Source organism: Cellulosimicrobium sp. NPDC057862 (assembly GCF_042797035.1).
GTDB lineage: Bacteria > Actinomycetota > Actinomycetes > Actinomycetales > Cellulomonadaceae > Cellulosimicrobium.
Genome location: NZ_JBHVMH010000024.1, coordinates 1 through 16,602, shown reverse-complemented (window position 1 = coordinate 16,602; position 16,602 = coordinate 1). Strand labels below are relative to the sequence as shown.

The following is a 16,602-nucleotide window of genomic DNA, read 5'->3' as shown; positions in this document are numbered from 1 at the left end:
GGGCCGCCCGGTCGCCGTCCGACCGGCCGGGCGCCCCGCCCGCCCGCCCGACGACGCGGCGCACCTCCCGTGGGGAGGTGCCCCGCGGCGTCGGGCACGCGGGCGGGACGGCCGAGCGCTCGGGCCCGACGAGAGAGAGCGACGTGGCTCTTCCTACCCCGACCCTGCCGCTGCGCCGCCGAGCGCTCGGCGTCAACACGTGGGTCTGGACCTCCCCGCTCACCGACGACGCGCTGCGCGGCATCGCGCCCCGCGTCGCGGGGTGGGGCTTCGACGTGCTCGAGCTGCCCGTGGAGAACCCGGGCGACTGGGACCCCGCGACCGCGGCGACGGTCCTCGCCGACCACGGCCTCGACGCGAGCGTCTCGCTCGTCATGGGCGAGGGCCGCGAGCTCGTCGCGGCAGACGCCGCGACGGTGCGCGCCACGCAGGACTACCTGCGGCACGTCGTCGACGTCGCGCGCACGGTCGGCGCCCCGGTGATCGGCGGGCCGGCGTACGCGTCGGTCGGGCGTACGTGGCGCCTGAGCCCCGCCGAGCGCGCGGCGGCGTACGAGGAGCTCGCCGAGAACCTGGCCCCGGTCGTCGAGCACGCGATCGCGGCGGGCGTCGTCGTCGGGCTCGAACCGCTGAACCGCTACGAGACGAGCCTCGTCAACACCGTCGACCAGGGGCTGGAGGTCGTGCGGCGACTGCCCGCGGCCGGCATCGGCCTCATGCTCGACGTCTACCACATGAACATCGAGGAGACGGACCTGCCCGCTGCGGTCGCGCGCGCGGGCGAGCGCATCGCGCACGTCCAGGTGTGCGGCAACGACCGGGGCGCACCCGGCAACGACCACCTGGACTGGCCCGCCCTCCTCGCCGCGCTCGACGCGACCGGCTACGACGGACCCCTCGTCATCGAGTCCTTCACGGCCGACAACGCGACGATCGCCACGGCCGCCTCCATCTGGCGGCCGCTGGCACCGACCCAGGACGCCATCGCTGTCGATGGCCTGGCCCACCTGAAGGGACTGATGCCCACGCCGGAGCACCCGCAGCCGTAGTCGATCCTCGACCGCAGCGCCGGCACGCCGCGGGATGACGACCACCCTGCCCGGACGACGACGTCCGGGTCCGCACGTCATGCCCCTGGAGGCAGCACGATGACCGCACGACGCCCACGCAGGGCGAGGTCCGTCGCGGCTCTGACCATCGGAGCGCTCGCGTTCACGCTCGCGCCCGTCACGATGGCCAGCGCCGCCGACGACCCCGTCCCCGCGGACGAAGAGCACAAGGTGCTCATCTTCACCAAGACGACCCAGTTCCGGCACAGCGAGGCGATCACGCAGGGCACCCCGGTGCTCGAGGCGGCGTTCGCCGAGGTCGGCATCGCGTCCGACCACACGGAGGACTCGACCGTCTTCAACGACGAGACCCTCGCGCAGTACGACGCCCTGGTCATGTTCCAGACGTCGGGCGACCCGTGGAACGCCGACGAGAAGGCGGCGCTCGAGCGCTACCAGCAGGCGGGCGGCGGCATCGTCGCGATCCACAACGCCACGGACATGCGCGGCAGCTACGGCTGGTGGGACGACATGATCGGGGCGCTCATGCCCGGTCACGCCGCCACCGGCAACAGCCCGGGCCTGCCGGGCACGGTCCGCGTGGAGGACCGCACGCACCCGTCGACCGAGCACCTGTCCCAGCGCTGGACGCGCGCGGACGAGTGGTACAACTACTCGGCCAACGTCCGCGGCAGCGCGCACGTGCTCGCCACGATGGACGAGTCCACGTACGACGCGGGCAGCAACAAGATGGGCTACGACCACCCGATCTCGTGGTGCAAGCCCTACGACGGCGGCCGTGCCTGGATGACCGGCATGGGCCACTTCGGGGCGCACTACACCGACGAGCCCGACCTCGTGCAGCACATCGTCGGCGGCGTGCAGTGGGCCGCGGGCCTCGTCGAGGGCGACTGCGGCGGCACCGACTGGGGCTCGTTCGAGAAGATCGCGCTCGACTCCAACACGAGCGCGCCCTTCGGCATGGACGTCGCGCCCGACGGCCGCGTGTTCTACACCGAGCTCGTGCGCGGGCAGATCCGCGTGTACGACCCGCGGACGCAGAACACCACGACCGCCATCACTATCCCGGTGTACTCCGGTGGCGAGGACGGCCTGCTCGGCATCGCGCTCGACAAGGACTTCGCGGAGAACGGGTACCTGTACCAGTACTACGCGCCGGCGAGCTCGAACGACTCCGACCCGGCGAACTTCTTCAGCCGCGTCTCGCGGTTCACGGTGTCCTCGGAGGGCCCGGGCTCGACGGTGATCGACCCGGCGTCCGAGAAGGTGCTCATCGAGATCCCGGCCGGGCGCCTGCCCGACGAGCCGGGCCACACGGGCGGCGGCCTCACCGTCGACCACGAGACCGGTGACCTGTACATCGGCGTCGGCGACGACGTGAACCCGCACTCCGAGCCCTCGGGCGGCTACGCGCCGATCTCCGAGCGCGACGGCACGTTCCACGACGCGCGCGCGACGTCCGCGAACACGAACGACCTGCGCGGCAAGGTCCTGCGCATCCACCCGGAGGCCGACGGCACCTACTCGATCCCCGAGGGCAACCTGTTCGCCCCGGGCACCGAGAAGACGCTGCCCGAGATCTACGCGATGGGCTTCCGCAACCCGTTCCGCTTCACGATCGACGCGAAGACCGGCAACCTCGGCGTCGCCGACTACTCGCCGGACAACGGGTCGGACAACCCGGCCAACCGCGGCCCGGCCGGCATCGCCGAGTGGAACCTCATCAAGGAGCCCGGCTTCTACGGCTGGCCCCTGTGCATGGGCAACAACGAGCCGTTCCGCGACGTCGACTACCGGACGAACCCCGTCACGGTCGGCGACTTCTTCGACTGCGACGCGCCCGTGAACGACTCCGTGAAGAACACCGGCCTCACCGAGCTGCCCCCGGCCCAGCCGGCGGACATGTGGTACGGCTACCAGCGCTCGTCCGTCCCCGGCGCGATCAACGCCGGCGGCGGCCTCGCGCCCATGGGCGGCCCGTTCTACCAGTTCGACCCGGAGCTCGACTCCGACACGAAGTTCCCGGCGTCCTACGACGGCAAGGCCTTCTTCTACGAGTGGGCCCGCAACAAGATGTACACGATCGACCTCAAGGACCCCGAGGCCGCGCCCGGCGCGACCGACGTCGAGAAGGTCAACCCGTTCCTCCCGCAGGAGCAGTTCCTCGCGCCGATCGACTCCAAGTTCGGCCCCGACGGCGCGATGTACGTGCTCGACTGGGGAGGCGGCTTCGGCCGCGACAACCCGAACTCGGGCCTGCACCGCATCGACTACCTGTCGGGCTCGCGCTCGCCGGTGTCGAAGCCGGTCGCGACGCCGGACTCCGGCATCGCGCCGCTCGAGGTGACGTTCGACGGCACGGGGAGCACCGACCCCGAGGGCGAGGAGCTCACGTACGCGTGGGACTTCGACGGTGACGGCACGACGGACTCGACGTCCGCCGCGCCCAGCCACACCTACACCGAGAACGGCGTCTTCGACGCGCGCCTCACGGTGACCGACCCCGCCGGCAAGGTGGGCACCGCGACCGTCCCGATCACGGTGGGCAACACGCGGCCCGAGGTCGACTTCGGCCTGCCGCCCACCGGCTCGTTCTTCACCTTCGGCGACGACATCACGTGGGACGTGTCGGTGACGGACGCGGAGGACTCGCCCGACGGCGAGGCGATCGACGACGAGCAGGTCATCATCCAGCCCGCGCTCGGGCACGACGCGCACGCGCACCCCGCCGAGCCGCTCCACGGCCGCACGGGCACCGTGGCGACGAGCCTCGGCGGCGGTCACGGCGAGGACATGAACGTCTTCTACGTGATCGACGCGCGCTACACCGACCGCGGCGGCGAGGGCGACGTGCCCGCGCTCACCGGGTCGGACACGACGCTGATCTTCCCGAAGAAGCGCGAGGCGGAGTTCCACGCGGCCTCCGACGGCACCACGACGATCCCGAGCCGGGACGTCGAGGGCGGCGGCTCCGTCATCACGGGGTCCAACGGTTCCTGGGCGTCGTACGACCCCGTGAGCCTGTACGGCGTGCAGGCGCTGAACCTGCGCGTCGCGGCGGCGGCCGAGGGCACGATCGAGCTGCGTCGCGACGCGGCGGACGGCGAGCTCCTCGGCACGGCCGAGATCCCGCAGACCGGGCTCGGCACGTTCACGGACGTCACCGTCGAGGTCACCGACCCGCTGGAGCCGTTCACGCTCTACGTCGTCTTCCCGGGCGAGGGCGAGCGTCGCCTCAACTTCATCGAGGCCGACGGCAAGGGCGTCTCGGGCACGACCCGACCCAAGGTCCGCATCACGTCCCCCGAGGCGGGCGTCCGTCTCGAGCAGGGCGAGATGACGGTCACCGCGGAGGCGGACGACACCGAGAACACCGTGACGCAGGTCGAGTTCTTCGTCGACGGGGAGTCCATCGGCGTCGACGACACCGCTCCGTACGAGGCCACGTGGAACCCCACGGCGGACAACTACTACGAGCTGACCGCGCTCGCCACGAACGACAAGGGCCTGTACACGCGCTCGCGCGTCGTCCTCGCCCAGGTCGGCGACCTCTTCGCGGGGATGAAGACCTTCACCAACGCGAACGGGACGTTCGAGCAGCTCGCCGAGGGCAAGTACCTCGTCACCTCGGGCGGCGCGAACATGTGGCAGGGCACCAACGAGTACTCGACCATCTACCGCGAGCAGGGCGCCGACGAGAACTGGTCGGCGACCGTGAAGATCAACAGCCAGGGCAACTCCAACGGGTCCGCCAAGGCCGGGATCATCGTCCGCAACGACGTCACGCAGACGGCGAGCTCGCAGGGCTACGCGGCCCTGGGGATGCGCCCGAGCGGTGGCTTCGAGTGGCTGCGCGGCAACTCGAGCGGTCAGCTCACGACGTCGAGCGCCGCGAGCTCGACGAGCTACCCCGCGTGGGTGCGGATCGTGCGCGACGGCGACCTGTACACGGCCTCCTGGAGCAAGGACGGCGAGAACTTCACGCAGATCGGCGAGCCGCAGGCCCTGCCGGGTGCGGCGTCCGTCCAGGACGTGGGTCTCTTCGTCACGGCGCACAGCACGACGGCGACGAGCGCGGTCGAGTTCCAGGACTTCGCGTTCGACGACGACCCGCAGACCGAGGAGCCCGGCGGCGAGAACCCGCCGCAGTGCCTCGCGGACTCGTCCGACGAGTTCGACGGTGACGCGCTCGACCCGCGGTGGACGGTCGTCCGTCAGGCCGAGGGCCAGCCGATCACCGTCGCCGACGGCCACGCCGTCCTGCCGGTCGTGCAGGGCGACATCAACGAGGCCGTGACCGGGCCGATCAGCTACCTCGGTCAGCCTGCACCCGCCGGGGCGTGGACGCTCGAGACCAAGCTCGACGTCCCGCTCGCCCGGCACTGGCAGCACGCCGGCCTCCTGGTCCACGTGAACGACGACGAGTACACCAAGCTCGCGTTCACCAAGAACCAGAGCGGCGCCCGCTTCCTCGAGTTCCAGACGGAGACCGGCGGGTCCCGGACGTGGCACGGCCAGACGGACGTCGCGACGGGCTTCCCGTCGGCGATCTACCTGCGCCTCGTCTCGGACGGGTCGGCGATCACGGCGGCGTACTCGGCGGACGGCCAGGCGTGGACGGCGCTCGCGGGCTCCGCGCCCGTCAAGCCCGACGCGACGTTCGGCGTCATGGCGGGCGGCGACACGGCGACCGCGAACACGGTCGCGAAGGTCGACTACGTCCACGTCACGGGTGCCGAGCCCGACGACGGCGTGCGCGAGCCGAGCGACGAGTTCGAGGGCGACGCCCTCGACGGCTGCCGCTGGGACGCGATCGTGCGCTACGACGGGTCGAAGGTCGCCGTCGCCGGCGGCGAGCTGCGCATCACGACCCAGCCGGGCGACATCAACGCCGGGAACAACGGCGACCCGCGCAACTTCGTCCTCCAGACCGCTCCGGAGGGTGACTGGGTCGTCGAGACGCGGTTCAAGGCGCCGCTCGTGCACCGGTGGCAGCTCGCGGGCCTCATCGCGTACGGCGACGACGACAACTACGTCAAGGCCGACGTGCTCGCGAAGAACGCACCGGGTGCGGCGCTCAACCTCGGTGCCGAGCTCGTCTCGGAGAAGGGCGGCCAGTTCGGCAACGGCGGCAACCGCCAGCTCGAGCTCGCCGACTCGACGGAGTCGGGCTACTGGTACGTGCGCCTCGAGAAGGTGGGGAGCACGTACCAGGGCTGGGTCAGCGACGGCGGGGTGAACTGGACGCCGCTGGGCGCGCCGGTGACCAACGACGCGGCGCTGACCGAGGTCGGCCTCATGGCGATCGGCCCGGAGCAGGAGACGCCGGTCACGGTGGCGTTCGACTGGTTCCGTCTCACGACGGAGTCCGAGCCGGAGCCGACCGTCGACGTCGAGGTCACCGCGTCCGCCCGCTGCCTCGCGGGCAAGGCGTACCTCGCCCTCCGCGCGACGAACGCCGACGAGGCGCCCGTCGCGATCACCCTGACCACGCCGTTCGGCTCCAAGGAGTTCGGCGCGGTCGAGGTGGGCGGCAACGCCTACCAGTCGTTCGCGTCGCGTGCGACGTCGTTCGACGCGGGCACGGCCACGGTCACGGCGACGCTCGGCGACGTCACGACCGAGATCGAGGTGCCGTACGACGCCGTGAGCTGCGGCTGACGGCGGGCCGGTGACGGGCGACCCGCTCCCGTCATCGGCCACCGCGCCGGCCCGGCCTCGCGGCCGGGCCGGCGCACACCGAGCGGGACGACCAGGGACAGGAGCGACAGGTGGCACAGCGCACCGCAGGACGGACGTCCGCGGACCGGACGCCGGCGGCGAGGGACGCCCGGAAGGGCTCCGGCCGCACGGGCCGCGCGACGACGACGCCCGCCCGCTCCCGTCCCGCAGACCGGGGCGGTGCCGGCCGCCCCGAGCCCCGACCGCCGGCGCGCGTCCGCGCGCGCCGGTGGTTCGCGGGTCTCGACCCCTGGCGCCGGGTGCTCCTGGTCCTCGCCGCGCTCGCCGTCGTCGCGGTGGTGGTCGCCCTCGTCGTGGTGCTGACCCGAGAGGCGCCGGCGGCGACCGACGAGGGTCTCGCCGCCGACCCCGCGCGCGTCGCCGAGCTCGAGGCGGCCGAGGAGGCGCGCGACGCCGACAACCTCGTCGCCTCGATCGAGCACGCCGGGCACGTGCAGACCGAGCTCGTCCCCGTCCTTCACGGGCTGCACGCGGTGCTCCCCGTCGACGGCTCGACCGCCGTCCCGGCCGACCCGGCCGAGATCGCGGAGTGGCGAGCGACCGTCGACGGCCTCGTGGCCGAGACCGAGTCGCTCCAGAGCGGCTCCTCCGAGCACAACATCGTCCGCAACGGGATGCTCACCTCGCTCCAGCTCGTCGGGGACACGCTCGACGCCGTCGGCCTCGCGGCCGCCGCGGACGCGAGCGACCCGACGGCCGCGTCCGACCTCTACGCCCTCGCCGGCGAGCTGCGCACGCGCGCCGTCGACGCGTGGGGCCTCGCCGCGATCCAGCTCGACCTCCGCTCGACCGCCGGTGGGCAGGGCCACGTCCACGTGTTCCTCCCCGTGCACCCGGACGACTCGCTCGACGGCGGCATGGACCTCGGGCACGACGGCGGTCCCGCGGACGACGAGGACGCGCACGAGGACCACGACCACTGACCGACGGCGGCCCCGGGAAGGGGCCGCCCCACCGACCTCCCGGTCGGGCGCCCTCCGGGGTGCAGGCCGAGCCCGACCGGGACCTGACCGGAGCGCCCCGCGCGACGACGCGCGGCACCGACGACGCACCACGAGGAAGGAGAGCACGACCCGCGGCCCGGCAACGGCGCCGAGCCGCACCGATCAGTTCTCAAGGAGGAGAAGTGACAGCACGACCTTCGAGAGGTCGGCGCCAGGGGGTCGCGGCGGTCACCGCCGCGGCCCTCGTCGCGCCGGCGCTCACCCTCGCGACGGCGGCCCCCGCCGCCGCGCACGACGAGTTCTCCGTCATGGTCTTCAGCAAGACCGCCGGGTTCCGGCACGGCTCGATCCCCGCGGGCGTCGCGGCGATCCAGCAGCTCGGCACCGACCACCACTTCGCGGTGACCCCGACCGAGGACGCGGGAGCCTTCACGGACGAGAACCTCGCCCGGTACGACGCCGTCGTCTGGCTGTCCACCACGGGCGACGTCCTGAACGACGAGCAGCGGGGCGCGTTCGAGCGGTACATCGCCGCCGGCGGCGGGTACGCCGGTGTCCACGCGGCGTCCGACACCGAGTACGACTGGCCCTGGTACGGCGAGCTCGTCGGCGCGTACTTCAACAGCCACCCGCAGAACCAGGACGCGACGGTCGTCGTCGCCGACGACGAGCACCCCTCGACCGCGCACCTGCCGGCCGCCTGGGACCGGTACGACGAGTGGTACAACTACCGCGAGAACCCGCGCGGCCAGGTCCACGTGCTCGCGAGCCTCGACGAGGCCTCGTACTCCCCGGGGTCGGGCGCCATGGGCGCCGACCACCCGATCGCGTGGTGCCAGGAGTACGACGGCGGCCGGTCCTGGTACACCGGCGGCGGACACACCGACGAGTCGTACACCGACCCGGCGTTCGTCCAGCACCTGCTCGGCGGGATCCAGACCGCGGCGGGCGCGGTCGACGCCGACTGCGGCGCGACGGTCGACGCCTCGTTCGAGCAGGTGACGCTCGCCAAGGGCGCGGCCAAGACGGGCGAGCCGATCGCCATGGCCGTCCTGCCCGACGGCGACGTCCTGCACACCTCGCGCGACGGGCGCGTCTGGTACACGACCGCGGACGCCACGACGGCGCTCGCGGGCACCGTCCCCGTGTACACGCACGACGAGGACGGCCTCCAGGGCGTCGCGATCGACCCGGGCTTCGCGGAGAACCGCTGGGTCTACCTCTACTACGCGCCCAAGCTCGACACCCCGCCGGGCGACGCGCCCGAGACGTCGGCCGACCCGGCCGCGTTCGAGGCGTTCGAGGGGTACAACCAGCTCTCGCGGTTCCGGCTCACGGAGCAGAACCTGCTGGACCTCGCCAGCGAGCAGAAGATCCTCGAGGTTCCGGCCGACCGCGGGCTGTGCTGCCACGCGGGCGGCGAGATCGACTTCGACGCCGAGGGCAACCTCTACCTGTCGACGGGTGACGACACGAACCCGTTCGCGTCGGACGGCTACGCGCCCATCGACGAGCGGGCGACCCGCAACCCGGCGTTCGACGCCCGCCGCAGCTCGGGCAGCACGAACGACCTGCGGGGCAAGCTCCTGCGCATCACGGTCGCCGAGGACGGGTCGTACACGGTCCCGGAGGGCAACCTCTTCCCCGAGGGCGAGCACGAGGCCGGCAAGACCCGGCCCGAGATCTACGCGATGGGCTTCCGCAACCCGTTCCGCTTCGCCGTCGACAAGGCGACGGGCGAGGTCCACCTCGGCGACTACGGTCCCGACGCGGGTGGCGCGAACGCGAACCGCGGCCCCGGCGGCCAGGTCGAGTTCAACATCATCTCCGAGGCGGGCAACTACGGCTGGCCGTACTGCATCGGCGACAACCTCGCGTACAACGACTACGACTTCGAGACCAAGGTCTCCGGGCCGAAGTTCGACTGTGCGGCGCCCCGGAACACGAGCCCGCACAACACGGGTCTCGTCGACCTCCCGCCCGCCGTGCCGGCGTGGCAACCGTACGACGGCGGGTCCGTGCCGGCGTTCGGGACGGGCGGCGAGTCCCCGATGGGCGCCGTCGTCTACGACTACGACCCCGAGCTCGAGTCGGAGACCAAGTTCCCCGCGTACTACGACGGCAAGCCGCTGCTCTACGAGTGGGACCGCGCGTGGATCAAGGAGGCGATCCGTGCCGAGGACGGCAGCCCGGCGGGCTTCGTGCCGGCGCTGGAGTTCATGGACCTGCGCCGGCCGATGAACCTCGAGTTCGGCCCGGACGGCTCGCTCTACGTGCTCGACTACGGCGGCGGCTACTTCGGGGGCGACGCGCTCTCGGCCGTCTACCGGATCGACTACGTGCGCGGGAGCCGCTCGCCCGTCGCGCAGATCGACGCCTCGCCCACGAACGGCCAGGCGCCGCTCGCGGTGTCCTTCGACGGCACCGGGTCCTCCCACCCGGACGGCAAGGAGTTCACGTACGCCTGGGACCTCGACGGTGACGGCGAGACCGACGCCAGCGACGCCCAGGTCTCCCGGACGTTCACCGAGAACGGCCAGCACGAGGTGCGGCTCACCGTCACCGACGCCGACGGCAGGCAGGGCGTGGCGACCACGACCATCACCGTGGGCAACACCGCGCCCGAGGTGACGCTCGAGCTCCCGGCCGACGGCCAGTTCTTCGACTTCGGCGACCAGGTCCCGTTCCGGGTCACGGTCACCGACGCCGAGGACGGCGCGCAGGTCGACTGCAGCCGCGTCGTGGTCGAGTACATCCTCGGCCACGACAACCACGGCCACCCGCTGTCCAGCGCCACGGGCTGCGAGGGCGTCCTCACGACCGCCAAGGACGAGGGGCACGGCCTCGACGCGAACATCTTCGGCGTCGTCAACGCGACGTACACCGACGGTGGGGGCGCCGACGGCGTGCCCGCGCTCGCGTCCGACGACGAGGCCGTCCTGCACACGCGCACCAAGCAGGCCGAGTACTTCACCGACAGCCAGGGCGTCCAGGTCGTCGCGAAGGACGTCTCCGAGGGCGGCAAGCAGCTCGGGTACATCGCGGCCGGCGACTGGTTCGCGTTCGACCGGATGAACCTCGCGGGCATCGACTCGATCTCCGCGCGGTACAGCTCGGGCGGTTCCGGGGGCGTGCTCGACGTGCGGGACGGCGCCGTGGACGGCCCGGTCCTCGCGACGCTCACGCTGTCGTCGACCGGGAGCTGGGAGACGCCGGCGCGGACGCCGGCGGTCCCGGTCGCCGACCCGGGCGGGACGCGCACGCTCTACTTCGTCGCGCGCTCGACCACGGGGGCGACGGGCGACATGTTCGACGTCGACTCCGTCACCTTCACGGGTCGGGGCGCGGCGAACAACGTGGCCCCGGTGGTCGCCTCCGTGACGGCCGCGCCCGCCACCGGCGACGCGCCGCTCGACGTCGCGTTCGCCGCGCAGGCCTCCGACGCCGACGGCGACGCGCTCACGTACGCGTGGGAGTTCGGAGACGGCGGCACGGCGACGGGCGCGACGGCACAGCACACCTACACGGCGGCCGGGAGCTACACGGCCAAGGTCACTGTGAGCGACCCGTCGGGCGCGCGCGCGAGCGGCACCGTCGCGGTCTCCGTGTACGGCACGCTCCCGTGCACCGAGCCGGACCCGCAGCGCGGGCCCGCGGACGAGTTCGAGGGCGAGACGCTCGACGGCTGCCGCTGGGACGTCGTCGACCTCCGCCCCGACCTCGCGCAGGTGCGGGACGGGAAGTGGGTCGTGCGCACGACCGACGCCGACTTCGCCGGCACCGGCAACGAGCGCGTGCCGAACATCATCACGACCGACCAGCCGGGCGACTCCTGGACGGTCGAGACGAAGATGACGGCCGCGTTCGCGAACCAGTACCAGCAGGGCGGCCTCATCGTGCGGGCCTCGGAGTCCGACTACGTCAAGCTCGCCGTGGTCCAGCACCCCGGCAGCCTGCGCGTCGAGCTCCGCAGCGAGATCGGCGACGTCGTGCAGTCCACGAACGGCGACGTCCTCGACATCGCGAAGCCCGTCTACGGCGAGTACCTGCTGCGGCTGTCGCGCGACGGGGACTCGTTCACCGGGTCGTACTCGCTCGACAACGGCCAGACCTGGGTCCCGACCACGCGCGCCGTCACGCACGCGGGGCTCGGCGACGCGGGCGTCGGCGTGTTCGCGCTCGGCAAGGGCGCCGGCGCGAACCAGATCGACGTCGCGTTCGACCACGTGCGCGAGGTCGACGGCAGCGGCGTCCCCGTGTGCGAGGACGTCACCGCGAGCGACACGTTCGACGGCAGCGGGTCCGGCCTCGGCCTCGACCCGTGCCGCTGGTACGTCGTCGACGCCGACCCGTCGCGGCTCGCCGTCGCGGACGGCGCGCTGCAGCTCACCACGACCGACGACGACGTGTACGGCGCGACGAACTCCACCGTGCCGAACATCGTCCGCTCGAAGGTCGTGACGGGCGACGAGTGGACCGTCGAGACGACGGTGCGCGCCGACCTCACGCAGAACTACCACCAGGGCGGCCTCATGGTCTACAAGGACCAGGCCAACTACGTGAAGGTCGGCGTGATCCACAACGGCGGCACCGCCGGGACGGTCGGCTTCGAGCTCCGCAGCGAGAAGGGTGACGTCGTGCTCCAGCCGCAGCCCGGCGTCGGCTCGCTGCCCCGCGAGGAGGACGGGACGTACCACGTGCGCCTCGCCCGGTCCGGAGACACGTTCGTCGGATCGTGGTCGCTCGACGGCGAGCGGTGGACCGCGCTCGCCGCCGTGACGAACGACCAGCTCGACGGGATCGGGGTCGGGCCGTTCGCGCTCGGCAAGAACCAGACCCAGCCCACGGTCGTCGCGTTCGAGGACTTCGTCCTCGAGGGCGAGGTGGTCGAGCAGCCGCTCGACGTCACGACCGAGGTCCAGGTCCGGTGCCTCGCCGGCAAGGCGTACGTCGCGGTGCGCGCGACGAACGCCGACGGCGTGCCGGTCGACGTCACGCTGACGACGCCGTTCGGCACCAAGGCGTTCACCGGCGTCCAGCCGGGCGCGGCGGCCTACCAGTCGTTCGCGGCCCGGGCGACGTCCGTCGAGGCGGGCGTCGTGGGGATCGCGGCGACCGGTGACGGTCGCACGTCCGCGGCCGACGTCGCATACGACGCCAAGAGCTGCGGCTGACGCGGCGGCTCGGGAAGCAGGCCGAGGGCCGGTCGGGGACGTCCCCGACCGGCCCTCGGTCGTGCGGGTCGTCGCACCGCGTCAGGCGCGGGAGAGCGCCATGACCACGTCGGTGTGCGTCTCGCCGCCGACGACGTAGGTGCGTCCGCCGACGAGGTCGAACCGGTGCTTGCGGTAGAACGCCTGCGCCCGCGCGTTGAGACCGTTCGTGCCGAGCCACACGGGCAGGCCGGGCCCGAGCCGCGCCGCCGCCTCGGTCGCCGCCGTCATGAGCACGCTCGCCACGCCCGTGCCCTGGGCTGCGGGGTGCACGTAGATCTTCGAGAGCTCGACCGCCTCGCCGGTCCCGACGGCCGCCGCGACGTCGGGGTCGTCGGGAACGCCGCGGACGAGGAGCGCGTAGCCGAGGAGTCCCGGGGTTCCGTGTGCGGCCAGGACGCCTTCGCTGGCGTCGGAGCGGGCCGCCTCGACGAGGAGGAGCGCGTGCGCGGCGCTCGCCGCCCACGCGCGGAACCGCTCCGGCGAGAGCTGCGTCGCGACGTGCTCGGCGATCGCCTCGGGCGACGTGCCCGGCGGGCACGCGAGCGGGAACGTCAGGGCCGCGAGCCCGGCGAGCGCGGGTGCGTCCTCGGTCGTGGCGCGGCGGACGCGCACGGTCGCGGGAGCGGTGGGGAGGTCGTCGGGCATGCCCGCGAATCTACGCCCCGACGCTGAGGACGCGGTCGGCCCGCACCCGGGCGCCGGCCCGTTCCGGGCATGATGGTCGGGTGACGCGCATCGACCTCAACGCCGACCTCGGTGAGGGCTTCGGCCGCTGGACCCTCGCCGACGACGAGGCCCTGCTCGGCCTCGTGACCAGCGCGAACGTCGCGTGCGGGTTCCACGCGGGCGACCCGGCGACGATGCGCGCCGTGACGCTCGACGCCGTCGCGCGCGGCGTGCGCGTCGGGGCGCACGTGAGCTACCGCGACCTCGCGGGCTTCGGGCGCCGGTTCATGGAGGTCGACCCCGTCGAGCTCGCCGACGACCTGCTCTACCAGCTCGCGGCGCTCGACGGCTTCGCGCGCCTGGCGGGGGACAGGGTGCGCTACGTCAAGCCGCACGGTGCGCTCTACAACGCGATCGTCCACCACGAGGCGCAGGCCCGCGCGGTCGTCGACGCCGTCCGCGCCTACGACCCCGCGCTCCCCGTGGTCGGCCTCCCCGGGTCCGCGGTGCTGCGCCTCGCGGACGACGCGGGGGTGCCGACGGTGCGCGAGGCGTTCGCCGACCGGGGCTACCTCCCCACGGGCGAGCTGGTCCCGCGGGGCCTGCCGGGCGCCGTCGTGCACGACGCCGAGCAGGTCGCCCGGCGCGTCGTGGAGCTCGCCACGTCGGGCACGGTGCCGGCCGCGGACGGCTCGACACTGCGGGTGGAGGCCGACTCGGTGTGCGTCCACTCCGACACACCCGGGGCCGTCGGGCTCCTGGCCGCCGTCCGCGCCGCGCTCGAGGACGCCGGCGTCGAGGTGCGCCCGTTCGTCGACACGGGAGCCGGTGCGGCCGAGGGCGCGGACCCGTGACGGGAGCGGCTGGCGCCGTGCACCGGTTCGGGGAGACGGCGCTGCTCGTCGACCTGCCCGGCCTGGCGGCCGTGCGGTCGCTGCACCGCGCGCTCGCGACCGACGCCCCGGCCGGGGTCGTCGACGTGGTCCCGGCCGCGCGGACCGTGCTCGTCCGGTGCGCTGCGCCCGCCGACGTCGCGGGAGCCCGGGCCTGGGTCGAGGGCGCACTGCTCCGGGCGCCGTCCGACGACGGACCGGCGCCCGCCGGGGCCGTCGTCGAGATCCCGGTGCACTACGACGGCCCCGACCTGGAGGACGTCGCCCGCTGGGCGGGGGTGAGCGTCGAGGAGGTCGTCGCCCGCCACTCGGGGCGGGAGTACGAGGCCGCGTTCGGCGGCTTCGCGCCGGGGTTCACCTACCTCGCCGGCGTCGACCCCCTCATCGCGGCACCTCGGCTCGCGACGCCGCGCACGCGCGTCCCCGCGGGGTCCGTCGCGCTCGCGGGCGAGCTCACCGCGGTCTACCCCGGCGAGTCCCCGGGCGGGTGGCGGCTCCTGGGCCGCACGGACGCGCGGATGTTCGACGTCGAGCGCGACCCCCCGGCGCTCGTCGCGCCCGGCGCGCGGGTGCGGTTCGTGCCGTCCCGCGTCGGCGCCTCGGCGCTCGCGGCGCGTGCGGACGTCGTGCGCGGGGGCGACGGGCGCGGCACCGCGACGCCCGGTGCGACCACGGGGGAGGACCTCGCGGGCCGGAGGTCGGGGGAGGGTCCCGAAGGCCGTCGCGCGGGTGCGGGCGCCGGGACGAAGCCCGCCGTCGAGGTGCTCGCGACGGGCCCGCTCGTGCTCGTCGAGGACGAGGGGCGCCCCGGTCTCGCGGCGATCGGCGTCGGGCCGTCCGGGGCCGCCGACCGAGCGTCCCACGCGCTCGCGAACCGGCTCGTCGGCAACCCGGCGACCGCCGCGACGCTCGAGGTCGCGCTCGGCGGGCTCGCGCTCCGGTTCCGGCGGCGCGCGGTGGTCGCGCTCGCCGGGGCTGCGGTGCCCGCGACGGTCGACGGGGTGCCGGTGGGCATGAACGCACCCGTCCCGGTGCCGACCGGGGGCGTGCTGCGGCTCGGGCTCGCGGCGCGCGGGCTGCGGACCTACGTCGCGGTGCGGGGCGGCGTCACCCCGGACGCCGTCCTCGGGTCGCGGTCGCGCGACACCCTCGCGGGGATCGGCCCCGCGCCGCTGCTGCCGGGGGACGAGCTGACGGTCGGCGCCCCGATGGCGGGTCGCTGGCCCGTGCTCGGCGTCGCACCCGTGCGCCACGTCCCCGGGGAGCTGCGCCCCGGCGAGCGGGCGGGCGCGGTGCTCGAGGTCCTGCCCGGGCCGCGCGCCGACTGGTTCCTCCCCGGCGCGTGGCAGGCGTTGCGGGCTCTGCGAACCGTGAGCGCGGACAGCGACCGGGTCGCGATCCGGTTGGACGGGCAGGCGGTCCCGCGCCGTTCGGGCGAGCTGCCCTCCGAGGGCCTCGTGCGCGGAGCGGTGCAGGTCCCGCCCGACGGCCGACCGGTCGTCTTCCTGGCGGACCGCCCGGTCACCGGCGGCTATCCGGTCATCGGGGTGCTGCGTGCCGACGACGTCGACCGGGCGGCCCAGCTCCGGCCGGGTGACCGCGTGGTGCTGCGGGCGGCGCGGCCGTCGTGAGGGGCCGGGTCCTGTCGCAGCGCTGTCGGCTCGAGGAGCGAGGCGAGACGCGAGGCGTCCGGACCTGGGGCGGGACCGCGGACGGTGGGCCGAACCCCTGTGTGCCGGGTCACCCGAGCCCGGCTTGACCCTGGCGCGACGGGCCGCGTACTGTTCTGGATGTCGGCCCGACAGGGAGGAACAGACACCGCCTCGAACGATCGAGGGTGGCTGGTCCCGGGGTCGAAACCCTTCCACTGCATGGCGTAGGATGTTCTCCTGCCCGCAACGAGAAAGACCACGGTGACTGGACTACGGCGAACAGCCGGGGTTGAGGAGCCGGGGAAGACCTGGTAAGGTTGAAGGGTTGCCCCAAGCGAGGTTCTGCCCGGTCGGGTGGTGCTGAGTTGGTGTGTGTCGGTTGTTTGAGAACTCAACAGTGTGCTTGTTAGTCAATGCCA

Annotated in this window: 7 protein-coding genes; 6 read left to right on the top strand and 1 reads right to left on the bottom strand. The window is 73.5% G+C overall.

The features are described 5' to 3' along the window. The first annotated feature begins 143 nt into the window (after positions 1-143). The 4 genes from ACFVN3_RS19210 to ACFVN3_RS19195 all read left to right on the top strand — a co-directional run bounded on the left by ACFVN3_RS19210 (position 144) and on the right by ACFVN3_RS19195 (position 12,930). The gene (locus ACFVN3_RS19210; protein ID WP_378234586.1) at positions 144-1,049 is read left to right on the top strand and encodes a sugar phosphate isomerase/epimerase family protein; all 906 of its coding nucleotides are present in this window, start codon (positions 144-146) and stop codon (positions 1,047-1,049) included. Between the two features lie 99 nt (positions 1,050-1,148). After that, positions 1,149-6,731: a ThuA domain-containing protein gene (locus ACFVN3_RS19205; RefSeq protein WP_378234585.1), complete on the top strand. Its 5,583-nt coding sequence runs from the start codon at positions 1,149-1,151 to the stop codon at positions 6,729-6,731. 110 nt (positions 6,732-6,841) lie between these two features. Beyond that, entirely contained in the window at positions 6,842-7,735 is an 894-nt protein-coding gene (locus ACFVN3_RS19200) for a hypothetical protein (protein WP_378234584.1), read from the top strand. 203 nt (positions 7,736-7,938) lie between these two features. Further along, a complete protein-coding gene (locus tag ACFVN3_RS19195) occupies positions 7,939-12,930 on the top strand; it encodes a ThuA domain-containing protein (protein WP_378234583.1) in 4,992 nt (1,663 codons plus the stop codon). Between the two features lie 81 nt (positions 12,931-13,011). Here ACFVN3_RS19195 and ACFVN3_RS19190 read toward each other — a convergent pair whose 3' ends face one another. Beyond that, on the bottom strand, positions 13,012-13,617 hold the full coding sequence (locus ACFVN3_RS19190) for a GNAT family N-acetyltransferase (RefSeq protein WP_378234582.1): 606 nt from the start codon (positions 13,615-13,617) through the stop codon (positions 13,012-13,014). A gap of 80 nt (positions 13,618-13,697) precedes the next feature. Between ACFVN3_RS19190 and ACFVN3_RS19185 the strand changes: the two genes are divergently transcribed. Continuing rightward, the gene (locus ACFVN3_RS19185) at positions 13,698-14,492 is read left to right on the top strand and encodes a LamB/YcsF family protein (RefSeq protein WP_378234581.1); all 795 of its coding nucleotides are present in this window, start codon (positions 13,698-13,700) and stop codon (positions 14,490-14,492) included. Beyond that, a complete protein-coding gene (locus tag ACFVN3_RS19180) occupies positions 14,489-16,162 on the top strand; it encodes a 5-oxoprolinase/urea amidolyase family protein (RefSeq protein WP_378234579.1) in 1,674 nt (557 codons plus the stop codon). Before ACFVN3_RS19185 ends, ACFVN3_RS19180 begins: the two co-directional genes overlap by 4 nt. The last annotated feature ends 440 nt before the right edge of the window (positions 16,163-16,602 follow it).

Excerpts from the sequence above, each read along its gene's own strand:
- ACFVN3_RS19190 (WP_378234582.1), bottom strand. The coding sequence starts at position 13,617 with ATGCCCGACGACCTCCCCACCGCTCCCGCGACCGTGCGCGTCCGCCGC.
- ACFVN3_RS19205 (WP_378234585.1), top strand. The coding sequence starts at position 1,149 with ATGACCGCACGACGCCCACGCAGGGCGAGGTCCGTCGCGGCTCTGACC.